This window comes from Croceicoccus pelagius, assembly GCF_001661915.1.
Taxonomy (GTDB): Bacteria; Pseudomonadota; Alphaproteobacteria; order Sphingomonadales; family Sphingomonadaceae; genus Croceicoccus; species Croceicoccus pelagius.
Genome location: NZ_LYWY01000039.1, coordinates 203,834 through 225,392 on the forward strand (window position 1 = coordinate 203,834; position 21,559 = coordinate 225,392).

Annotated in this window: 23 protein-coding genes and 3 tRNA genes; 18 read left to right on the forward strand and 8 right to left on the reverse strand. The window is 64.4% G+C overall.

Annotation, left to right across the window (positions count from 1 at the left end; all coding sequences use genetic code 11):
- The first annotated feature begins 19 nt into the window (after window positions 1-19).
- A complete protein-coding gene (locus A9D15_RS12350; protein ID WP_244881979.1) occupies window positions 20-736 on the forward strand; it encodes a glycerophosphodiester phosphodiesterase family protein in 717 nt (238 codons plus the stop codon).
- Window positions 733-1,884 (forward strand): GNAT family N-acetyltransferase, encoded by a 1,152-nt coding sequence (locus A9D15_RS12355; RefSeq protein WP_082924449.1) that lies wholly within the window; start codon window positions 733-735, stop codon window positions 1,882-1,884. Before A9D15_RS12350 ends, A9D15_RS12355 begins: the two co-directional genes overlap by 4 nt.
- Window positions 1,885-1,900: 16 nt before the next feature.
- On the opposite strand, the gene A9D15_RS12360 is transcribed toward A9D15_RS12355, so the two are convergent.
- Window positions 1,901-2,248: a hypothetical protein gene (locus A9D15_RS12360; protein WP_066766085.1), complete on the reverse strand. Its 348-nt coding sequence runs from the start codon at window positions 2,246-2,248 to the stop codon at window positions 1,901-1,903.
- A gap of 280 nt (window positions 2,249-2,528) precedes the next feature.
- On the opposite strand from A9D15_RS12360, the gene dksA reads away from it, so the two are divergent.
- From dksA to A9D15_RS12380, 4 genes are all read left to right on the forward strand, one after another.
- Window positions 2,529-2,984, forward strand: coding sequence for an RNA polymerase-binding protein DksA (dksA, locus tag A9D15_RS12365; RefSeq protein WP_066765441.1), 456 nt, complete (start codon window positions 2,529-2,531; stop codon window positions 2,982-2,984).
- Window positions 2,985-3,168: 184 nt separating this feature from the next.
- On the forward strand, window positions 3,169-3,531 hold the full coding sequence (locus A9D15_RS12370; RefSeq protein ID WP_066765443.1) for a PilZ domain-containing protein: 363 nt from the start codon (window positions 3,169-3,171) through the stop codon (window positions 3,529-3,531).
- Between the two features lie 63 nt (window positions 3,532-3,594).
- Window positions 3,595-5,028, forward strand: coding sequence for an ABC transporter substrate-binding protein (locus A9D15_RS12375; protein WP_066765445.1), 1,434 nt, complete (start codon window positions 3,595-3,597; stop codon window positions 5,026-5,028).
- 74 nt (window positions 5,029-5,102) lie between these two features.
- Window positions 5,103-5,498: a DUF4112 domain-containing protein gene (locus tag A9D15_RS12380; RefSeq protein ID WP_066766087.1), complete on the forward strand. Its 396-nt coding sequence runs from the start codon at window positions 5,103-5,105 to the stop codon at window positions 5,496-5,498.
- 16 nt (window positions 5,499-5,514) lie between these two features.
- Here A9D15_RS12380 and A9D15_RS16610 read toward each other — a convergent pair whose 3' ends face one another.
- Window positions 5,515-5,691 (reverse strand): DUF1674 domain-containing protein, encoded by a 177-nt coding sequence (locus A9D15_RS16610; protein WP_156521770.1) that lies wholly within the window; start codon window positions 5,689-5,691, stop codon window positions 5,515-5,517.
- A gap of 95 nt (window positions 5,692-5,786) precedes the next feature.
- On the opposite strand from A9D15_RS16610, the gene A9D15_RS12385 reads away from it, so the two are divergent.
- Window positions 5,787-7,025, forward strand: a complete 1,239-nt coding sequence (locus A9D15_RS12385) for an RsmB/NOP family class I SAM-dependent RNA methyltransferase (protein ID WP_066765446.1) — start codon at window positions 5,787-5,789, stop codon at window positions 7,023-7,025.
- Window positions 7,026-7,036: 11 nt separating this feature from the next.
- Here the strand turns inward: A9D15_RS12385 and msrA are convergent, their stop codons facing one another.
- Window positions 7,037-7,567: a peptide-methionine (S)-S-oxide reductase MsrA gene (gene msrA, locus A9D15_RS12390; RefSeq protein WP_066765448.1), complete on the reverse strand. Its 531-nt coding sequence runs from the start codon at window positions 7,565-7,567 to the stop codon at window positions 7,037-7,039.
- A 152-nt stretch (window positions 7,568-7,719) separates the two neighbouring features.
- Between msrA and aguB the strand changes: the two genes are divergently transcribed.
- The 4 genes from aguB (at window position 7,720) to A9D15_RS12410 (ending at window position 9,821) form a co-directional block, all read left to right on the forward strand.
- Window positions 7,720-8,574, forward strand: coding sequence for an N-carbamoylputrescine amidase (gene aguB / locus A9D15_RS12395; RefSeq protein WP_066766093.1), 855 nt, complete (start codon window positions 7,720-7,722; stop codon window positions 8,572-8,574).
- Complete coding sequence (folK, locus tag A9D15_RS12400) at window positions 8,567-9,058, forward strand: 2-amino-4-hydroxy-6-hydroxymethyldihydropteridine diphosphokinase (RefSeq protein ID WP_066765450.1); 492 nt, start codon at window positions 8,567-8,569, stop codon at window positions 9,056-9,058. Before aguB ends, folK begins: the two co-directional genes overlap by 8 nt.
- A gap of 40 nt (window positions 9,059-9,098) precedes the next feature.
- Window positions 9,099-9,174: transfer RNA gene (locus tag A9D15_RS12405), tRNA-Lys, on the forward strand.
- A gap of 329 nt (window positions 9,175-9,503) precedes the next feature.
- Entirely contained in the window at window positions 9,504-9,821 is a 318-nt protein-coding gene (locus A9D15_RS12410; RefSeq protein WP_066765452.1) for a hypothetical protein, read from the forward strand.
- A gap of 422 nt (window positions 9,822-10,243) precedes the next feature.
- Here the strand turns inward: A9D15_RS12410 and A9D15_RS12415 are convergent, their stop codons facing one another.
- Window positions 10,244-11,542: an acetyl-CoA hydrolase/transferase family protein gene (locus tag A9D15_RS12415; RefSeq protein WP_066765454.1), complete on the reverse strand. Its 1,299-nt coding sequence runs from the start codon at window positions 11,540-11,542 to the stop codon at window positions 10,244-10,246.
- On the opposite strand from A9D15_RS12415, the gene A9D15_RS16615 reads away from it, so the two are divergent.
- The 5 genes from A9D15_RS16615 (at window position 11,541) to A9D15_RS12435 (ending at window position 16,046) form a co-directional block, all read left to right on the forward strand.
- On the forward strand, window positions 11,541-11,711 hold the full coding sequence (locus A9D15_RS16615) for a hypothetical protein (RefSeq protein ID WP_156521771.1): 171 nt from the start codon (window positions 11,541-11,543) through the stop codon (window positions 11,709-11,711). The genes A9D15_RS12415 and A9D15_RS16615 overlap by 2 nt on opposite strands.
- Window positions 11,712-11,723: 12 nt before the next feature.
- A complete protein-coding gene (locus A9D15_RS12420; protein ID WP_066765456.1) occupies window positions 11,724-12,575 on the forward strand; it encodes an OmpA family protein in 852 nt (283 codons plus the stop codon).
- Between the two features lie 104 nt (window positions 12,576-12,679).
- Window positions 12,680-14,542, forward strand: a complete 1,863-nt coding sequence (locus A9D15_RS12425; RefSeq protein ID WP_066765460.1) for an ABC-F family ATP-binding cassette domain-containing protein — start codon at window positions 12,680-12,682, stop codon at window positions 14,540-14,542.
- A 74-nt stretch (window positions 14,543-14,616) separates the two neighbouring features.
- Window positions 14,617-15,669, forward strand: coding sequence for a zinc-dependent alcohol dehydrogenase (locus A9D15_RS12430; RefSeq protein WP_066765461.1), 1,053 nt, complete (start codon window positions 14,617-14,619; stop codon window positions 15,667-15,669).
- The gene (locus tag A9D15_RS12435) at window positions 15,666-16,046 is read left to right on the forward strand and encodes a nuclear transport factor 2 family protein (protein ID WP_066765462.1); all 381 of its coding nucleotides are present in this window, start codon (window positions 15,666-15,668) and stop codon (window positions 16,044-16,046) included. The genes A9D15_RS12430 and A9D15_RS12435 overlap by 4 nt, the downstream gene beginning before the upstream one ends.
- An 18-nt stretch (window positions 16,047-16,064) precedes the next feature.
- Here A9D15_RS12435 and A9D15_RS12440 read toward each other — a convergent pair whose 3' ends face one another.
- Complete coding sequence (locus tag A9D15_RS12440; RefSeq protein WP_066765463.1) at window positions 16,065-17,195, reverse strand: oxidoreductase; 1,131 nt, start codon at window positions 17,193-17,195, stop codon at window positions 16,065-16,067.
- 237 nt (window positions 17,196-17,432) lie between these two features.
- On the opposite strand from A9D15_RS12440, the gene A9D15_RS12445 reads away from it, so the two are divergent.
- Window positions 17,433-18,845 carry an FAD-dependent oxidoreductase gene (locus A9D15_RS12445; RefSeq protein ID WP_229660262.1) on the forward strand — a complete coding sequence of 471 codons (1,413 nt, stop codon included), beginning with the start codon at window positions 17,433-17,435 and terminating at the stop codon, window positions 18,843-18,845.
- Window positions 18,846-18,862: 17 nt separating this feature from the next.
- Here A9D15_RS12445 and A9D15_RS12450 read toward each other — a convergent pair.
- The 3 genes from A9D15_RS12450 to A9D15_RS12460 all read right to left on the reverse strand — a co-directional run bounded on the left by A9D15_RS12450 (window position 18,863) and on the right by A9D15_RS12460 (window position 20,827).
- Window positions 18,863-18,939, reverse strand: a tRNA-Pro gene (locus A9D15_RS12450).
- 40 nt (window positions 18,940-18,979) lie between these two features.
- Window positions 18,980-19,052: transfer RNA gene (locus tag A9D15_RS12455), tRNA-Ile, on the reverse strand.
- Between the two features lie 50 nt (window positions 19,053-19,102).
- Entirely contained in the window at window positions 19,103-20,827 is a 1,725-nt protein-coding gene (locus A9D15_RS12460; RefSeq protein ID WP_066765465.1) for a sensor histidine kinase, read from the reverse strand.
- 261 nt (window positions 20,828-21,088) lie between these two features.
- On the opposite strand from A9D15_RS12460, the gene A9D15_RS12465 reads away from it, so the two are divergent.
- On the forward strand, window positions 21,089-21,550 hold the full coding sequence (locus tag A9D15_RS12465) for an Lrp/AsnC family transcriptional regulator (RefSeq protein WP_066766097.1): 462 nt from the start codon (window positions 21,089-21,091) through the stop codon (window positions 21,548-21,550).
- Window positions 21,551-21,559: the final 9 nt, after the last annotated feature.

Genomic DNA, 21,559 nt, shown 5'->3' on the forward strand with positions numbered 1-21,559 from the left:
CTCCAACCGGATGGCCGTTATGGCCCGTCAGGTGTGGTTGGCCGACTGGACTTATGCCCACCGAGGTCTGCACGATGCGGACACTTGCGAGAACTCGCCAGCGGCGTTTCGCGGGGCGATCAAGGCCGGTCTAGGCATCGAATGCGACGTGCAGATGAGCGGCGACGGCGAGGCGATGGTCTTCCATGACTGGACGCTCGACCGCCTCACCACCGAAAGCGGCGCGTTACGCGATCGGACGGCGGACGAACTGGCGCAGATTGCGTTGAAGTCTGGCGGCAATATTCCGCGGCTCTGCGAATTTCTCGCGCTGGTCGGCGGACGAGTCCCCGTACTGATCGAGGTGAAGTCGAAGCGCGACGCCGAATGGAAGCCGCTGGCGCGCTCGGTCGTCCAGGCGCTGTCGCGCTACAACGGTCCGGCTGCCGTCATGAGCTTCGATCCGCGCATCGTGCGCTGGTTCAGCCGCACCTTGCCGACCCGCCCGCGCGGACTGGTGACGGGAAGGGGGGAGAAGCAGCGGCTGGCCTTTGCGGTCGAACGGGCGATGGCCATCGTCCATGCGCGCGCCACTTTCATCGCCTGCGACATCCGCGACCTGCCCGATCCCGCACTTGATCGATATCGGCGTCGCGGCATGCCGCTGCTGACCTGGACGGTCCGCAGCCGCGAACTCATGGCGCGGGCGCGTCACCATGCCGATGCCGCGATTGCGGAAGGGGCGGGGCTGGCGTGAGCGAGGATGCTGGCGACGGCGAACTTGCCGTGCGGCTCAATCCGTCTGTCGGCGGGCTCGATGCCGCGAAGTGGGACGCGCTCGACCCAACGGGCAATCCCTTCACCAGCCACCGCTTCCTCGCTCTGCTGGAAGAATCGGGCAGTGTCGGCCCAGGCACCGGCTGGTCGCCTACGCCCTTGACGCTGGGCGCGAAGGACGGCGAAATCCTCGCCGCGCTACCCGCGTATATCAAGGGACACAGCCAGGGCGAATATGTCTTCGACCACGGCTGGGCCGATGCGTGGCAGCGGGCAGGGGGCAGCTATTACCCCAAGCTCCAGATCTCGGTTCCGTTTACGCCTGCAACCGGTCCGCGCGTTCTGGCCCCCGACGATGCGACCGCGCGCACGATGCTGCGCGCGGTCGAAATGCTCTGCGAGAACGAGGGTCTGTCTTCAGCCCATGCGACTTTCATCGCGGACGAACAGGTTCACATCTTCGAGGAGGCCGGATGGATGATCCGCGAGGATATCCAGTTCCACTGGACCAATCGCGGCTATGCAAGTTTCGAGGACTTCCTTGCCACGCTCGCTTCGCGAAAGCGCAAGGCCATTCGCAAGGAACGCGCCAAGGCGCAGGAAGGCATCCGGATCGAAAGTCTGACCGGAGGCATGATGCGGCCCGAACACTGGGACGCTTTCTGGCTCTTCTATCAGGATACCGGCGCGCGGAAGTGGGGCACGCCTTACCTGACGCGTGAGGCCTTTGACCTGTTCGGCCAGGAGATGGCCGACGATGTGCTGCTGATGCTGGCCTATGACGACGATGTGGCGGTGGCAGGCGCACTGAACTTCATCGGACCCGAGGCGCTTTATGGTCGGTACTGGGGTGCGCTGGTTGACAAGCCGTTCCTGCACTTCGAGCTGTGTTATTACCAGGCCATCGACGAGGCGATCGCGCGGGGGCTGTCACGGGTGGAAGCAGGCGCCCAAGGTTCGCACAAGCTGGCCCGTGGTTACGAGCCGGTGCGCACGCGCTCTGCCCATTTCATTCCGCATCCCGGCTTTCGGGCAGCGGTTGCCGATTTCCTCGAGCGCGAGGCGCTTGGTGTCGGCATGGAACAGGAAGCCCTGCAAGGGCTGTCCCCGTTCCGCAAAGGCCCCTAGCGCAGGGGCCACTCCATCAGGCGACGCGGCGGTTCGCGGTTTCGGCCAGGAACGCGCGGGCGCGGCGCTGGGCTTCCACGATTTCGCGGGCGGTCATTTCCTCGGCGACTTCGGCGCGACAGGCCTGCGCTTCCTCGTGGCCGCGCGATGCGGCAAGGTTGAAGTACTTGTGCGCCTCGACCAGATCGCACAGCGCACCGCGGCTGCCGGTCGAAAAGGCGCAGCCCAGTTCGAACAGCGCGTTGTCATCCCCGTCGGCGTGCTGCGAAAGGCAGCGACAGACGAGCGCCTCGGTCGTTTTGAGAACCGCCGGATCAACTGCCGGACCGGTTTCTACAAGGTACAGATGTTCGGCGTATGCCATATCGATCACCCCTGTCTTGCGCCGCTCAAAATCCCCTGCGGCAAGGAACAAGGTGGGTCATCGTGGTCAACAAAACGTTAACTGACAAAATTCCAAGCGGGAACAGGATCTTCCTCTAATAACGTTTCATTCAACACTGTTCGGCAGAGCTTAATCTGTGGGTGATTACATCATTCGACGAAAATGCGCTTGTTTGCGAATCGGCGGGCACTTATAGGGCCAGCCCAGGGATCGGAAGGGCCGGTGGCTCCTAGGCGCCGGCAAGTGCGGAGTGTGACGCATGGGCCTCGCGGCTGCTACGGAAATTGACGTACTCGCAACTGCTCGTCGCAACGTGGGCGATTATACGCCCGACGCGGCAGAGCCCTATATGAATCCGCAGCAGCAGGAATTCTTCCGCAAGCTGCTCATCGAATGGAAGCACTCAATCCTCGACGCTTCGGCCGGGACGCTGCAGTCGCTGCAGGACGGGCCGATCCGCGAACCCGATCTCAACGACCGCGCTTCCAGCGAAACCGACTGGGGGATCGAACTTCGCACCCGCGACCGGCAGCGCAAGCTGATTGCCAAGATCGATTCGGCCCTGCGCCGTATCGATGAAGGCGAATACGGTTACTGCGAAGTGACGGGCGAACCGATCGGCCTTGGCCGCCTCATCGCGCGTCCGATCGCGACGATGACTGTCGAAGCGCAGGAAGCGCATGAGCGTCGCGAGAAAATCTCGCGCGACGATTGATTTAACCGGATTTTTCGCCTTTCGGCGGTAACTGTCCCGAACGGGAACAGGGCCGGCACAAAGGTGGGTAATCCTGCTGACCCGTTTACACTTCGTTAGCCCTGCTGCGTTAGTCCTTGCTCATCGAGGTTAATGCGTGCGCAACCTTTTTCACCGCGCGCGGCAGGATATCCGGGGGTAAGTCATGCGGGATCAGGACAACCGCAAGCACGAACGCGATTCGCTGTTTCTCATGGCCGAACTCCGGCTTGAACGGGACGGCGCGCCTTATGCGGTGAAGCTTCGCAACATTTCGGATTCCGGCGTCATGGCCGAAGGGCAGATGCGCGTGATCCGCGGCAGCGAAGTCTTCGTCGACCTGTGCAACATCGGCCTTGTCGCGGGCACAGTGGCCTGGGCCGCCGGCGATCGTTGCGGCATCGCATTCGTCGAGGCGGTGGAGTCTGCCAAGGTGCGATTTCCCGTGACCGACGTGGATCTTCCCGAACGCGATGCCGAAACCGGCAAGACCATTCGGACCGATACCGAAGCCGACCGCGGCGCCTGAACTTTCCGATAGCGACGATCATAGCTGCTGACCGCGCACGATTGCGCTGTTAGGGAAGGGGCGATGCGGCCCCTTCTTCGTCCTCTTGCCTGCCTGACCATCGCAATGCTTGCCGCCTGCGACAGCGGGGACGGCGGGCGTTTCGACGTGATCCTGGTGGGCGACGAAAAGTCCGCGCTTTCCGCCGACCCTCCATTCTCTCCTGCCGCCGGCCTCCTACGCGAAGCGACCGGCAGCGGGCTTGTCGGCCTCGACGCCGAAGGGCGTATCCGGCCGGACCTTGCCGACCGCTGGATCGTGACCGACGACGGGCTGAGCTACATCTTCCGCTTCGATCAGAGCGCGCTTCCCGGCACCGAACCGCTGACCGCGCGCGAAGTTCGCACCGCGCTTCTGAAAGCGATCAAGGATCTTGACGGGACGGGTCTGGGAAAGGACCTGGCGATGATCGACGGGATATATGCCCGTACGAACCAGGTCATCGAGATCCGGTTGAAGACCGCGGCACCCGAATTCCTGCAACTGCTCGCCGATCCGGCGCTGGCGCTGAGGTTCGACGCGCGCAAGGACCGCGTGCTCGGCATGGAGAACGAGGGCGGGGTGCTGACCCTTGCGACTTATGCCGAAGACCCGCGCGATGCCGAGACGATGGACTTGCGCATCGCTGGGCCGAAGGAAGCAGTGCAACGCTTTCAGCGCGGCGAGGCGCGGCTGCTGCTTGGCGGCGGGATCGATGCCCTGCCGCATGTCGAACTGGGGGGACTGCTTCGCGGGACGATCCGTCTCGATCCGGTGACCGGCCTTTTCGGGCTGGCGATCGGCGACAGTGAAGGCTTCCTCTCGCTCGCTTCCAACCGCGAGGCGATTTCGATGGCGATCGACCGGCAGGCGCTTATCGCGCCATTCGGGATCGGCGGCTGGTCACCGCGCACGCGGCTCGTTCCGGTGGGCGCTCCGGGCACGCAGCAGCCGGCGGGCCGATGGGCGGCGCTGACAATGGAGGAACGGCAGAATGTCGCAGTGCAGCGCGTTGCGGGATGGGTGGCGAGCGAGGGGGCCATCGCTCCGCTGACGATCGCACTTCCCACGGGCACGGGCGGCGACATCCTGTTCCGGCGACTTTCCGCCGATCTGTCGCGTATCGGGCTTGGCGCGCGGCGCGTGGGGCCAGACGACAAGGCCGACCTCATGCTCGTCGACGATGTCGCATGGATGGACCGTCCCGAGTGGTATCTGCACCGGCTAGATTGCAACGTGACGAAGGGGCTGTGCAGCGAAGAAGCGGACGCTCTTGTCGCGCAGGCCATCGCCGAACCCAATGCCGAGGTGCGGCTGCAGCTTTTGTCCGAAGCCGATGCGCTTCTGACCGATCTCGACGGCTTCATTTCCTTCGGCCCGCCGATCCGGTTCTCGCTCGTGCGCGGCGGGGTAGACGGGTTCGCGGTCAACCGCTGGGGTTTCCATCCCTTGTCGCAGCTGTTTGCCGACCCCACTTGAGGGGCATGGACCAAGGCAATCGCAATGACGGAGTGCGTGGCGCGGACGGTTTCGAGACCGGTCGTGCAAGGCGCATGGATTTTCGGGACAACATGCCGGTCGGCAACGATCCGGCCTCCATCCGCAAGCGGATCGAGGCGATGGAAGCGGTGCTGGAACGCGCTTTCGTGATCCCCGGCGTGAACTACCGGGTCGGTCTCGATTCGGTCGTCGGCCTCGTACCCGTGATCGGCGATGTGATCACCGCCGCGATGGGCGCCTATATCGTGTGGGAAGCCCGCAACCTCGGCATTCCGAAGTGGAAGCTGTGGCGCATGGCCGCGAACATCGGGTTCGATACCGCTGTCGGCGCAATCCCGGTCGTGGGCGATGCCTTCGACCTCTTGTTCCGGTCGAACACCAAGAACCTGAAGATCATAAAGAAGCACCTCGACAAGCATCACCCCGAATCGCGGGTGATCGAGGGGTGAGCACGCGGATTCGCGATCAGAAGTCGATCGCGATCCCGTTTTTCTCCCAATCGCCAAAGCGCGTCGGGTCGGGGCGCTCGTCCTCTTCGTGACGGCTTCCGGGGCCCGGCTTCGGGGCGGGGTCGTTGGTCCAGTGCGCGGGCTTGGTGAAGCCTTCTGGGCGCTTCGTGGCTCGCTTCGTTTCTTCGGTCATGGTGAGCAAGATGGGGTACGCCGCATCCGGTTGCAACGCTCACGAAGGACAGTTCGTGTTGCCAAGCGCAGGGCGAAGGCCGATAGGCGCGGGCGATGAACGACATTGCCGGACTTCCCGCGCGTAACGCCGCGCTCAAGATGCTGGATGCGGTCCTGCGCCGCGGCGACACGCTCGACACGGCGGCGGGCGCTGCCAAGGGTCTCGGGCCGTCCGATGCGGCGCTGGCCCGGGCTATCGCCAGCGAAGTGCTGCGCTGGCAGGTCGACCTCGACCGCCTGATCGATTCCGCGACCCGCCAACGACTGCCCGACGATGCCAAGGTTCGAACTGTGCTACGCATGATGCTCGCACAGGCGCTGAAGCTGGAAACAGCGCCCCATGCCGTGATCGCGACGGGCCTGCCGCTGCTTTCAGGCGGACCGAGGCGGCTGGCGCATGGTGTGTTCTCGACCCTCGACAAGAAGGGCGCTCGCCTGCCCGATGCGCCCACGATACCCGAAGACGTAGCCGCACGCTGGCGCACGCAATATGGCGAGCGTTTTCCCGAAATCGCCGCCGGCCTTGCGTCGCCTCCGCCGCTCGACATCACATTGCGCGATGCGGGCGAAACGGATGCCTGGGCCGAGCGACTGGTCGCCCGCGTCATGGCACCGGGACAGCTGCGCCTTTCGCGCGGTCAGGCCGTAGATGCTCTGCCCGGCTTCGACGAGGGCGCCTGGTGGGTTCAGGACCTTGCCGCTTCGATTCCGGCCAGCCTGCTGGGTAAAAGTGCGGGCACGGCGCTCGACCTTTGCGCTGCGCCGGGCGGCAAGACCTTGCAGCTGGCGGCAGCGGGGTGGGAGGTAACCGCGCTCGACATCGCCAAGCGGCGATTGAAGCGCCTGCATCAAAATCTCCAGCGCACGGGCCTTGCGGCAGAAGTCGTCGAAGTAGACGCCCTGAAGTGGGAGCCGGAACAGGGCTTCGACGCCATCCTGCTCGACGCGCCGTGCAGCGCCACGGGTACCTGCCGCCGCCATCCCGATGTTCTTCACCGCGTATCGCGGGGCCAGATCGAGGATCTCTCAAAGCTGCAGGCGGCCCTGATCGAGCGGGCAAGCGCCTGGCTCAATCCCGGCGGCTTGCTGGTCTATGCCGTCTGTTCGATGGAGCGCGAGGAAGGCGAAGCGCAGATGGGCCGCGTTTCGCTAACGCCCGCTCCGATTACGCAGGACGAACTGCCCGCCGGCCTTGCGCCGACCGCAGAGGGCTGGCTCAGGACCGATCCGGGCATGCTGGCCGATGCTGGCGGGCTCGACGGGTTCTTCGTCGCCCGCTTCCGCAAGGACTGATCGGCGACCGCTTACTGAGGCTTCACCCGGTCGGCGAAGCTCTTGCGCAGCTTCTGCAGCTTGGGCGGGATCGTCGCGACGCAGTACGGGTTGCGCTGTCCGTCACCTTCCCAGTATTCCTGGTGATAGTCTTCGGCCGGATACCAGGTCGCCGGGCCTTCGATCGTCGTCACGACCGGCTGGTCATGGTTTTCCTGCGCACGCTCGATCGCGGCTTCGGCTTCGGCTTTCTGCCTGTCGTCCAGCGGGAAGATGGCCGAACGGTACTGCGTGCCGACATCGTTGCCCTGCCGGTTCAGCTGCGTCGGATCGTGAGTCGCAAAGAAAATGTCGAGGATGTCGCCCAGTCGCACGATCTCTGGATTGAAGGTCACGCGAACCGCCTCTGCATGGCCGGTATTGCCCGAACAAACCTCGCGATAGGTGGGGTTTTCGGTCGTGCCTCCGATATAGCCGCTTTCGACATCGCTGACGCCCAGCACGTCGCGGTACACCGCCTCGGTGCACCAAAAGCAGCCGCCTGCCACGATAACCTGTTCCATTAGTCCGTCTTCTCCTTGCTGCCGCACAGATGGGGAGGGGCAGCGTCGTTTTCCATCCGATCAACCGCATAAACGGTTCGCGAACCCATTCGGTCCTGACCTTGGACGGGTTACGGTGGACTTGGGGCCATGCGCACCATATCTGCATGGCCATGACCAGCATTACCGTCGCGGCGCTGCAATGCGCGCTCGGCTCGGACGACGAGCAGGAAAACATCGCGAAGATCAGCGACCTCGTGGCCGAAGCCGCGGGGCAGGGCGCGCAAGTCATCCTGCCGCCCGAACTGTTCTCCGGCCCCTATTTCTGCCGCGAGGAAGACGAAGCGCTGTTCGCGCTGGCCCGCCCGACGGCGGAACACCCTTCGGTGATCGCGATGCAGACGCTGGCGAAAAAGCTTGGCGTGGCGATCCCGACCAGCTTTTTCGAGCGCGACGGGCACCACTATTACAATACGCTCGCCATGATCGATGCCGATGGCGAAATCATGGGCACTTATCGCAAGAGCCACATTCCCGACGGCCCGGGGTACGAGGAAAAGTACTATTTCCGCCCCGGCAATACCGGCTTCAAGGTGTGGGACGTGTTCGGCACCCGCATCGGCGTTGGCATCTGCTGGGACCAGTGGTACCCCGAGACCGCCCGCGCCATGGCGTTGATGGGGGCGGAGTTGCTTTTCTATCCTACGGCCATCGGGTCGGAACCGTACGACGCAGATCTCGACACCAGCCGCATGTGGCGTCGCGCGATGATCGGGCACTCTGTTTCGAACTGCATGCCGGTGATCGCGTCGAACCGCATCGGGCGCGAGGGCGAGCACCAGACGTTTTACGGACACAGCTTCATCAGCGACGAGTGGGGCGACCTGGTTGCCGAATACGGGCGCGACGAAACCGGCGTTCTCGTGGCGACGCTGGACCTTGCTCGTGCCGCGACGCACCGCGCCGGCATGGGCTTCTTCCGCGACCGTCGCCCTCAGCTCTACGGCCGCCTTGCCGAGGATGCCTGATCAGCACCTCTACCTGATCGCGCTGGGCGGCAACGTGCGGCATCGGAGGTATGGCGTACCGGCACAGGTCCTGACTGCGGCGACTGATGCGATCGACGATGCGGTCGGCAAAGTCGTCGCGGCCTCTCCGGTTATGCACAGCGCAGCGGTGGGGCCCTCAGCACGGCAATACGCCAACGCCGCGATCCTCGTGCGAAGCAAGTTCGGCCCCCGCGACATGCTGGCAGCGCTCAAGGATATGGAAGCAATCTTCGGACGACGCAGGGGTGGGCAGCGCTGGTCGGCAAGGACGCTGGATTGCGATATCGTGCTCTGGTCAGGCGGGGTCTGGGCGGACGAGGCGCTGACGATCCCGCATCCTCTTTTCCGCGAACGCGATTTCGTGCTGCAACCCGCCGCGGCCATCGTCCCGCACTGGCGCGATCCACTTACGAACCTGTCAATTCGCCAACTCCTTTTCCGCAATCGTCACCAAGGCGCTTGACCGCGCCGCCGCCCCTCCTTAGGTGACCGCTCCGTGGTCGGGGCCCTTAGCTCAGTCGGTAGAGCAACTGACTTTTAATCAGTAGGTCGCTGGTTCGAACCCAGCAGGGCTCACCACATTTTCTCCGCCGATGCGCTTTTCTTCCAAACGCAGCCGCTACGCCATCTGCCACTTCCGATGGAAATATGCGGCAGATTTGTCGGCAGTGAGGCGTTGGCCGGCAGGTGCGATCACCTGATGGGCAAAAAGGCCAAGAACCGTCGCGTGTCGTTAGGTCGATACCCCTAGGGCGGCGATGAAGCGGATTTAAGGCAGGTCAGGCTAAAGCCTCCGAATGAAGCCCTCCACGGAGCGCGGCAGGGTATTTGTAGGGGGCGAGCATGAAGCTGGTGCATTCGAAGCTGTTCGTTTGTGTGATCGTGGACGGCCCACTTGCGTTGCCGACATGACTTTCAAGGCCCGCTCCATGCACAACGAGGAGGTCGTCGAGGCCACGATCCTGCGCGAACTGGCGGCAGAGATCGAGAGGCTGGGCGAAGCGTTCTGCAAGGAACCTGACGTGATCGACCGGTTCATGACAGAACTGCAGTCGATGGACCGTATCGCCCAAACTCAGCGCGCGCTTGCCGGTCTGATCGAGGCGGGGGCATCTCCCGCAGCGATTGACGCCGCCGTGCTGGATGCGATCAAGGCCCGATATGCGGGCAAGAGACGCCCTGCGCCGCCGATCCTGAAGCGGAAGGATGATTCCGACGTTTTCTGACGTCCCACGCTCTTTCTACTCTACCGAAACGAAGGGGCTGCCGGGGCAGCCCCTTGTTCTTTGTCCAGCGTCGATATGGTTCATTAGCGCCTTGTGCGCAGGGCCTGGTTGATCATGATGGCGTTCGAGGACGTCGCAGCTGCCGCTTTTTATGCTGCCCAGCAAGCGATTGCGGGCCTTGCGCATAGAGATCACGCATCGTGACCACGACCTGATCATCGACAACAACCTTGAACTGTAGGAGCGCGATCTCGTGGTTCGTCCGTCACTCCTGTTCGTTGGGGGAGCAGGGGCTGCGACGCAGGGGTTTCCAGACGGATCGCGATCGGCGCTCGCATCACGCGGACGCGCTTTACGATGCGACGAAGGACGGGCGCGACCTGGTCATGATCGCCCGCGCCCAATAGGTCTTCGGCCAGTACCTACAGGCTGCGCGCCAGTGCATCGCGGAATCGCGGGTGGGCAAGCGCAATCATGGCCTCTGCCCGCTCGTTCAGTGATTTGCCGCGCAAGTTGGCCGCGCCGAATTCGGTCGCGATCCATTCGACGTCGTTGCGCGGGGTCGTGACCGGGCCGTCCAGTTTCGGCACGATCCGGCTCACCGTGCCGCCCTTGGCGGTTGCGCGGCAGGCGATGATCGACTTGCCGCCCTTGGAAGCAGTCGCCCCGCGCACGAAATCGAGCTGACCGCCCGATCCCGAATACTGGTGGCCCATCATGTGTTCTGAATTACAGGCGCCCGACAGGTCCACCTGCAGCGTCGCGTTGACCGAGACGACGTTGTCGTTCTTCGCGATGTGGCGCGGGTCGTTCACGATGTCGACAGGCAGCGAATAGATCGCCTGGTTGTCGCCGAGCCATTCGTAAAACGCCCGGTCACCGAGCGCGAAGGTAAAGACGCTGCGGCCCGGAAAGGTCGCTTTCAGCCGGTTGGTTACAGCGCCGTGCCGCATCAGTTCGGCCAGCGCGGGAGTCATCAATTCGGTGTGGATGCCAAGATCGCGCCGCGTCTTCAGGCGGGCGCAAACGGCGCTTGGCAAGTTGCCGATGCCCATCTGCAAACAGGCACCGTCATCAATCATGCCTGCAACGATGTCCGCGATGGCCTCGTCCTCGGCGCTCGGCGTGTGACCTTCGACTTCGAGAAGGGGGGAGCGATTCTCGACGATGACATCGACTTCGGAAACGTGAAGCGGACCTTCGCCGAAGACGCGGGGCATCAGCGGGTTTACCTCGACGATCAGCTTCGTCGCCGCCCGCGCCGCGGCCGAGGTGTAATCGTTCGCCGCGCCGAAGGTGAAATAGCCGTGCCTGCCCATGGGCGAGACCATCGTGACGCAGGCGTCGAGTTCGCGGTCCTCCCGCAAGAGACGCGGGGAGGCGCTGAACGCGGTGGGCACGAATTCGATCATCTGCGCGCAGCGATCGGGCTCTGCGCGCATCAGGGCGCGTTCTACTCCGCTCAGGAACATGCAGTGCGGCCTGACACGGCCCAGCAGGTCGCGCTGCAGGACGGTATCGGCGGCATGGCTCATCGAATGGAAATACCAGATCCGCAAGGCATCAAGATCGCCGGCCTCCACCCTGCGGGCCATGGCGGCAAGGATCGCGGGCGGTTCGGCAACCGCCATGCCCATGGCAACGTCGCTGTCGGATCGCAGCATCGCGGCAGCCTCGTCCGCGCTTGTCAGCTTGTTACGGTAAATGGCGTCGACGTCCATGATTCAGCCCCGGCAACCGGCGCATATCCGCCGCTTCTGTCCCACGATGCAGGCTCTATCCGCCAACGGCAACCGCTTCGTCGGTAAGCATATTCGTAAAGCCGGTGGTTACCGCTTCCTGCGAGGTTTTTGGCCGTTCGACGAATTTGACGCCGCCTCGACCGGTTGAAGGAGCAATGCTGTGACCATATTCGCCAAGGGGCCGAAGGCTCTCCTCCTCATCGCGATGCTGGGTGCCACGACCAGCCTTTCCGCACAGGATTTCCAGTCGGACGACGAAGTCCTGACCGTGAACGGCATGCGCGGCGTGAAGGGCCCCGTGATCGAGGGCATCATCTCGGCCCGCAGCGGCGAGAAGGTCCAGATCACGACGGCGGAGGGGGCGCGCGCCGTCGTCATGGTCGACGATCGCACCGAGATCCGCGGCAAGGGCGGCTTCCTTGGCATGAGCAGCAAGGAAAAGGGTACTTCGTCCCTGTTCAACGGCCTGCCGGTGACGATCAAGACGCGCCGCTTCGAAACGGGCCTCTTCGCCGAGGAGATCCGCTTCAAGAACGACGATCTCAAGACTGCCGCGATGATCCACAACGGCACCGACCAGCGCTTCCTGAAGCAGGCCGCAGCGACCGAGGCGCTGCGCAGCCGGATGAGCGACATCGACAAGTACAACGTCAAGGACACGACCAACGTGTACTTCGCATCGGGCAAGTACATGCTGACGTCCGACGCCGAACGCGATCTTTGCGATGCGGCCAGCAAGGCCGATGCGATGGACAACGCGATGCTGCTCGTTGTCGGCTATACCGATTCCACCGGCAGCTACGAAGTGAACCAGGCGCTCAGCGAAAAGCGCGCCGCGCGCGTCGTGAACCACCTGCAGCAGGCTTGCGGCTGGAAGCCTTACCGGATGTTGACACCCACCGGCATGGCCCAGGCGGACCCGGCAGCCGACAACGACACCGAAGAAGGCAAGGCGCAGAACCGCCGCGTCGCGGTCAACATCCTCGTCAGCAAGGGTCTCGACGGGCTGTAATACCGGAATACCTTGCATGACCATGGAGGCGGGGCGGCACAGCGTTGTCGTCCCCATTCATTCAGGCCATTGGGCGTTCGGGGCAGTGCTGCTATGGGCCGCCCATGCTTACTATCGACGGCATCACTGTCCGGCTTGGCGGCCGGCCCATTCTCGAACGCGCGAGCGCGACGATTCCGCAAGGCGCGCGGGTCGGGCTGATCGGGCGCAACGGGGCGGGCAAGTCGACACTGATGAAGACTCTCATCGGCGAGATCGAGCCTGACGACGGCCAGATCGGCAAGCCTTCGCGGGCGCGCATCGGCTATATCGCGCAAGAAGCGCCCGACGGCGCGATCACGCCTGAAGAGGCGGTGCTGGCCGCCGACGTGGAACGAGCGCGGCTGCTCGAGGAATCGGAGACCTGCACCGATGTCGACCGGCTCGGCGAAGTGCACGAACGGCTACTGGCCATCGACGCCTACAGCGCGCCGGCACGCGCGGCCAAGATCCTCAACGGCCTTGGCTTCGACGAGGAAATGCAGCGCCGCCCGCTTTCCAGCTTTTCGGGCGGGTGGAAGATGCGCGTCGCGCTTGGCGCGCTGCTGTTTTCGCAGCCCGATATCCTCCTGCTCGACGAGCCTTCGAACCACCTCGACCTCGAAGCGACCTTGTGGCTGGAGAATTTCCTCAAGTCCTATCCGGCAACGCTGCTGGTCATCAGCCACGAACGCGACCTGCTGAACAATGTCGTCGACCACATCCTGCACCTCCAGGGCGGCAAGCTGACGATTTATTCGGGCGGCTACGATTCCTTCGAAAAGCAGCGCGCCGAACGCGCCGCGCAGCTGGCCTCGGCCAAGGCGGCGCAGGACGCGCAGCGTGCGCGCCTTGAGGATTACGTCGCCCGCAACAGCGCCCGCGCGTCGACCGCGAAGCAGGCGCAGGCACGTGCCAAGATGCTGGCCAAGATGCAGCCGATCGTCGCGCTGATGGAAGACCCTTCGCTCAGCTTCGAGTTTCCTTCGCCGGGGGAACTGCGCTCTCCGATGATCACGCTCGACGGGGCTGCGGTTGCCTATGGCGACGCCCCGCCGATCCTGCGGCGGTTGAATATGCGGATCGACGCGGACGACCGGATTGCGCTTCTGGGCCGCAACGGCAATGGCAAGACGACGCTGGCACGCCTGCTGTCGTCCCAGCTTCAGGCCGTCGAAGGCGCGATGTCGGCGCCGGGCAAGCTCAAGGTCGGCTATTTCACGCAGTACCAGGTCGAGGAACTGTCATCGGATTCGACGCCGCTCGACCTCATGACGCTGGCGATGGAGGGCAAGACGCCCGCCGCCGTCCGCGCGCAATTGGGCCGCTTCGGCTTTTCCGGCCCCCGCGCGACCCAGAAAGTCGAGAAGCTTTCGGGGGGAGAGCGCGCGCGGCTTGCGCTCGCTCTCATCACCCGCGACGCGCCGCATCTCCTCATCCTTGACGAGCCGACCAACCACCTCGACGTCGATGCGCGCGAGGCGCTGGTCCAGGCGCTGAACGACTATTCCGGCGCGGTCATCCTGATCAGTCACGATCGCCACATGGTCGAACTGACGGCAGATCGCCTGATGCTGGTCGATGAAGGAACCGCGCGCGAATATTCGGGCAGCATGGACGACTACATCGACTTCGTGCTGGGCCGGAACCAGCCGAAGAAGGACGCCAAGCAAGCGCCGGCGAAGGCCTCTTCGGGCGATTCCGCCAAGACGCGCGCGAAGGCCCGCTATCTCAAATCCGAACTGGCATCGGCCGAGAAGACGATGAACCGCCTTGAGGCGAGCCTGAGCGAGATCGACGAGGCGATGTGCGAACCGGCAAAAGCGCCGAAGCATCTTGCCGGCATCGCGATGGGCGACCTGCTGGTCCGCCGCGCCGAGGTTAGCGAGCGGCTGGAAAAGGCCGAAGCGGAGTGGCTGTCGATCGGCGAGCAGCTGGAGACGCTTTAGAGCGCCTGACGCACTGTCGTTTGCGTTATTGAACCATCCTCATATACTGCACCGCAAAACGAGAGAGGATTGCGATGCGGGCATGGGTAACCCATGACTATGGCGACATGCGCCTTGAACACGTGCCCGACCCGCGGCTCAAGCCCGGTTGGGTGCGGGTCCGGGTCCTGACCGCGCAGCCCAGCATCACCGAAATCCTGCTGTTTCAGGGCGAGCGCAGCTATGGCCACGACATCATCGCGCGGCGGCTTCGCGAGGGGCCGGTGCAACTGTTCGGGCACGAATTTTCTGCCCAGGTCATCGAAATCGGTGAAGGCGTGACCAGCCTTGCCGTCGGCGACCGCGTCACCGCTCGCGGCTCGCATCCCGAAGGCATTGTCGGCTTCGATTATCCCGGTGCTTTTGCCGAAGAAGGTGTCTTTCCAGAAACCCTGCTGGCCAAGCTGCCGCCGTCGGTCAGCGACAGTGCGGGCGCAGCGATACAGGCGCTGACCGATTGCGTCGCCGCGGTCCATGCCGCCGCTCCGACGTTGGAGGATACGGCCGTGATCATCGGCCTGGGCGCGATGGGGTTCGGCTGTCTACAGGCCGCGCGGGCAGCCGGAGCGGGACGAACGATCGCGGTCGGGCGGCGGGCAGAGGCATTGGAACTGGCGTTACAGCTTGGCGCCGACGCGGTTGTCGACGTGCGGGCGCAGGACCCGGTCGAAACGGTGCTGGAACTGACCGGCGGGCGCGGCGCGGACATCGTCTTCGAATGCGCGGGCGGCCCGGTTTCGCGTGGGCTGGCGGGTAACGCGACGACGATACAGGCCGGACAGATGGCGCGACCCGAAGGGCAGGTCATCGGCCTGTCCTTCGATGGCGATGCCGCCGTCCTGCCGTATGCGGATTTCCGCTTCCGCAGCATCCGCTTCAGCTTTCCCGCCATCCTGACCCGCTCACTGTTCGAGAGAACGGTCGCGCTGGTCGGCACGGGGCGCATCGCGCTCGATCCGCTGATCGGCTGCACGCTGGAAGGGCTCGAGGCTTTGCCGGAGGCTTTCGCCATGACGCTCGACAAGGGGCGGCATGGCCTCGTCAATCCGGCCCAGATCAGGATCAGCACACCCGAGGAGATCGCATGAACGACAAGGCCCACGCGCACCACCTGTTTCAGGACATCTATTACGGCCACGTCGACAAAGGCGACATGGACACTGCCGTCACCGCCTTTCATCCCGATGTCGACTGGAGCCATGCCCAGGTCTGGGCGCATCACGAATTCGCGCGCGGAGAGCCCAGCCGCATTCACGGGCGTGACGCGGTCCACGAATTGCTGAGCGCGCGCGTCGAACAGCTCAAGGATGCGAAGATTACCCATCATGTCTGCGAGATGGTCATGGAAGGTGACAGGGGGGCTTTCCTCGGTGCGGTAAAGGGCCCCGGTCCCGACAAGCACTTCATGGTCTGGTTCGAACTGACCGATGGTTACGTCAGCCGCTACGATCTGCGCCCACTCTGACCTGGCAGGTCCGCTTTTTTAGTCGAGCTTTGCCAACAAATCGCGCGTGAAGGGGCGCAGTTCGTCGGCACGGCCCCCGCGCACAAGGTCCGCCCAATCGGGGTTCGCGATCATCGCGCGGCCCACGGCGATCATGTCGAATTCTTCGGCTTCGATCGCTTCTGCGACTTGCTCCACATGGGCAGAGCGCGCTGCGCTTTCGGTGATACCGCCGCCGGCTTCGCTCGTCCCTTCCTTGAAGTCGCGCTCCAGCGTGACCGAACCTACCGCGATGACGGGCAATCCGGTGATGTCCCTCGTCACGCCCGCCAGCGATCTATCGCCGTCGGCAAAGCCGGGTTCCCAGAAACGGCGGGTGGAAACGTGAAGGGCGTCAAGCCCGGCTGCGCACAGAGGTTCGAGCATCGCTGCCCATTCGCCCTTCGTTTCGGCAAGGCGGGCGGTATAGTCGACCGACTTCCACTGCGAGATGCGCGCGATCACGGCAAAGCCTGGTGAGGTCGCGGCGCGGCAGGCACGGATGATCTCGGCGAGGAAGCGGCTGCGCTGCGCGGTTTCGCCGCCCCACGTATCGGCGCGGCGGTTGGTCCTGTCCCACATGAACTGATCGGCTAGGTAGCCATGCGCGCCGTGGATCTCGATGCCGTCGCAGCCCGCGCTTTCGGCGGCGGCAGCGGCGCGGGCGAAGTCGGCAATGGTGTTGGCGATGTCGTCTTCGCTCATGACTTCGCCGCCGGGCTCGCCGTTTCCGTACAGTCCCGACGGACCGACGCGCGGCGGGCGTTGCTTCACTGTGCCGGGGTTCACGGTCGTCGGCGAATCCTGCATCCCGACGTGCCAGAGCTGAGCCACGATACAGCTGCCTTGCGCCTTCACGGCGGAGGCGATCCGGCCAAGGGCTGCCTGGGCCTCGCTCTGCCAAAGCAGGGGTATCGGTCCGTCATGTGCGCCCGCGGCGTTGACGGCCATGCCCTCGGTAATGATCAGCCCGCATCCGCCTGCGGCCCGCCTGCGATAGTACTCGACGACATCGTCACCGGGCACGCCACCTGGCGCAAATTCGCGGGTCATCGGTGCCATCGCGATTCGGTTCCGTACGGTCATGCCGCCGAGCGACAGCGCGGTGAAAAGGCGGTCGATGGCGGTCATGCGAAATCCTCTTTTATTAAGTTATATGACTTAATTATAGTGCGGAGATCGCGCATCGCTCCCGATCGCGCAAGGCCTTTAGGAAATTGGCCGGGAATCGCTGAAGTAAGACGGTTTCCGGTTGGATCATCGTGAGGCGGGGCGGAAAATATACCGATCCACTTCGCATATTCGCGCTTTGGTCATCGGCTGTTTCGCTGCTATCCCGTCCGAAACGACGCGGGTTCATGCCAAAAAATGGTGCAGTTGCGCGAAGTATCGGTGGAAGAGATGCGTATGGCAGACGATTACGACGTTATAATCGTAGGGGCGGGCGGAGCAGGGCTGGCGGCGGGGCTGACCGCCGCGGATGCGGGAAAGCGCGTGCTTCTGGTCGAGGCCGATGACCGTGCCGGAGGCTCCACTTCGCTGTCCGGCGGGGTGTTCTACGCGGCAGGCACCTCGCTACAGCGGGAGGCGGGTATCGAAGGCGACACGGCCGAGGACATGTATCGCTATTACATGACCTTGAACCAGTACAAGCCGGAGCCTGCCATCGTGCGCCGCTTGTGCAAGGATGCGACCCCGGCTTTCGAATGGCTGCGCGAGCTGGGCGTGACGTTTCGCACCGAAGATCTCTATGCATCGGGCGTCGACAAGATACGCCGCGGACACCGCGCCGCGGGCCACGGCGCCGAAATCACCGAGGTGCTCGAAGGGCACCTGTCGACGCGCGGTGCGGACCTGGCTCTCGGCACGCGGGTCGAGCGATTGCTGATCGAGAATGGCCGGTGCCGTGGCATCGTCGTGGACGGCGAGCCGGTGACGGCAGGGGCGGTCGTTCTCGCCACCGGCGGCTTCGGCGCGAACAGGGCCATGCTTGCCGAGCTTTATCCCGATGCCGCGCTTCATGGCGACCGGCACTGGTACATCGGATCGGACCACTGCCAGGGGGACGGGCTTACGCTGGCGCTCGAGGCAGGGGGCGAGCTTACCCCGCGCAACCGGGGTCTGCTCCTGCTGACGCCGGGCTTTGCGCGGGACCTTGAAAGCTATCTTCCCGGATGGCTGATGATGGTAAACCGGCAGGGCCATCGCTTCGTCGACGAAACGATCGAATATTCGGTACTCGCCACTGTTTTGCGAGAGCAGGAGGGGCGCGAATGCTGGGCCATTCTCGACGAGGATGCCCGGCTGGAGTCTGCGACCACGCAGTACCGCCCGGCACCCAACTGGCACGAGGAACGTCTGCTCGACCACGTTGCGGCAGGCACATTGCAGACCGGCGCCACGCTGGAGGAACTGGCGCAGCGGTGCGGCCTTCCGGCAGACGCGATGAAGGTCACCGCCGAACGCTATTCCGAGATGAGCGACCGGGGTGAGGATACGGACTATTTCAAACCGGCGGGGATGCTGCGCCCCGTCAGGCGCGGACCGTTCTACGCCGCGCGAATCAACGCGGCGATCGTGTGCTGGACGGGCGTAGGCATCCGCATCGACGCCGAAGCGCACGTGCTGGCAAGCGACGGTACGCCGATCCACGGACTGTATGCCGCGGGCGAGACAACTGGCGGCATGCACGGTGACTGCTATGCCGCCGGCGGTGCTTCCATCGCCAATGCCATCGTGTTCGGACGGATCGCGGGCCGCAACGCCGCCGCGCTGGCGTGATGTATTTGGGATCAAGGTGGTCGGGGAGACAGGATTCGAACCTGCGACATCCTGCTCCCAAAGCAGGCGCGCTACCGGGCTGCGCTACTCCCCGACCCTTGGTGCTGCTTCCTTGAGGGAAGCGGCGAAAACGGTGGGCCCGGCAGGATTCGAACCCGCGACCTAGCCGTTATGAGCGGCCAGCTCTAACCGCTGAGCTACAGGCCCGTGGCGGACGCGACTAGCGGGGGCAGAGGAGCTTGGCAAGCGCGCTTGCGTCAGGCGACGGCTTCGTGTTCGCTTTCGGCCTCGTCAGTCCTTGCTGGAAGAGTGAGGATAAGAGCGGTGTCGTCGCGTTCAAGGCTGCCGCCGGCCGCCTTGGCCTCGGCGCAGGCGAGGCGCAGGGCAAAGCCGCGGCCCAGCATTCCGGTCGCCAGTTCCTCGTTGCTGTCGGTGGCAGGCGATGCGCCGAACAGCGTTTCGTCGTCCAGTTCGGCCAGAGCGGGCGGCATCCCGATCGTGATCGTCACCGCATCGGTGCCTGCGTGGAGTGAGAAGGGCAGCACGTCGCCATCACGAGCCGAACCAGCAACGGTCGCGATCAGGCGCCAGAGGCTGCGTTCCAGTTCGCCCTGTTCGATAGGTACGGTCATGCCCGGATCGGAAATGCGCGCATCCATGCGGGCGCGGCGTGCGTTCAGCATGGGTGAAGCCTGGTCGACCAGCGATTCGACCAGCGGGCCGATCGCGGTTGCGCCCGCGCTGATAATGCGAGTGCCGCGCCTCAGGCGGACGAGGCGATCGACCTCTTCAAGCCCTGCCAGCAGCGCCGCCGTCTCTCCGGCAATGCCAGCCGCTAGAGAGCGGTACTGGTGAGGCACGGGGCCGAACAACTGCTGCTGGATGATCTCGGAGAACCCCTGCAACGCGTTGATCGGCGTGCGCAGTTCGTGGAGCGCCTGTCTCACGAGATCGCCGCGACGGTCGGGTACAGAGCCTATGTCGCGGGTCAGGCGCGCGTGGTGGCCGAGAAAGCGGCCCACGGGATCGAAATGCGGCGCAGCGTCCAGACGCCACACGCCCGAAATCGCGGGCGAGGCCCCGATGGTAACGCGGCCCGAACGAACAGCCTGCTGGCGGCGCAGCGCGGTCGAGGTCGCCTCATCGACTTTGGCGCTCGCGCTGTCGGAGGGCGAGAGCATCAAGCCGGTCAGCATCGGCGACAGGCGCGCGGCCCAGTCGATGCGGCCCTCGGGCGAGATCATGCAGTCGATTTCGCGCGTCGTCGCGATGGGCGGCGGGCCCGCGGACTGAGAGACTTCGTCTTCGAGCAGGTACTCGTCCCGATCGACAGGCGACTTGCGGCCGGTGGCGACAATTTCCTCGTTGACCTGCTCGCGCCGTTTAAGCCGGAAGCGTTCGATGCGGGCCACGATTTCGGCAATGTCGCCGTCGCGCGGTGTTTCGGCGGGGGGCTGAGTGACCGCCGGCGGGGGCGGCGCAGGCATGCGCGGCGCGCGGGACGGGACGGGGGCGCTGGGCGTTAGTTCGTCGGCGAGCGAGGTTCGCTTCTTCCCCCGTTCGGCGAACAGCGGGGGCGGTGCCTCGACATTGCGGGCTCGGCCCGTGGTGCGCGCGCTGCGGACGCGGTTCTGCAAGCTTTCGTCGAGCACGCTGATCAGCACCGTCCAGCCGTCCTCGTCGAGATCGGCCGCGTCGATCGCGGCATTGGCGACTTCTTCCTCCCCCTCGCAGAGCTGGGCCACCAGCGGGGCGGAGCGCAGGCGCAGGGCAGGGTCGGCGAGGATCTTCGCGCGTTCGAAGGCCGGGATGCGGCGGGCAAGGGCGGCAAGGCGCAGGAACGAGGCCGCGACGAGCGAGCCGTCCGCCACCGTGCGCCCGCTGCCGAGGAGGTCGACGAGCTGCTGATACTGCGCGCGTGCGGAAGTATCGCTGTCGGCAGCGACTTCGAGCACTGTGCGCAAACGGTCGTCGAGTGTCATCAATTCCCCCGGGCGGGGCGGCAATGCGGCATCGACAGGGGTGATGACGCACGTGATTCCGCCCCTGTGCTTGAGGTAAACATCGTCTTAACGGGGGGGAAGGGGAACGATCTGTCCGTTGCAAAGTGGAACAGGCATCGTCATAGTTCATTTATTGCGTAGTGGGGCCATCCTGTTATCCGCAAGTTGCGGTATCAGGCATTTTCCGTTTCCCTAGATCAGGAGCGTGGCCTGATTCGCCGCGAACAGGGTTTGACGAGCATGATTTTTGACGAGATCGATCGCAGGCTTCTTGCCGAACTGCAGGCAGAAGGCCGGATCACGAACGTGGAACTGGCCAGCCGGGTGGGCCTGACGGCTCCGCCGTGCCTGAGGCGCGTGCGTGCGCTTGAGGAAAGCGGCGCGATCCAGGGGTATCACGCCGATCTCGATCCCGCGACGCTGGGCTTCACCATCACCGTATTCGCGATGGTCAGCCTGAAGAGTCAGGCCGAGGACGCGCTGCGTTCGTTCGAGGAGCACGTGCTGAAGCTTCCCGAAGTGCGCGAATGTCACATGCTCAACGGCGAGATCGACTTCATTCTGAAGATCGTGAGCAAGGACCTGCAGCGCTTCCAGGAATTCCTGACCAGCAGCCTGACGCCCGCTCCTAACGTAGCAAGCGTAAAGACATCGCTCGTCATCCGCCGTTCGAAGAACGAACCCGGCGTTCCGCTGGGCTGAGCGTATGCG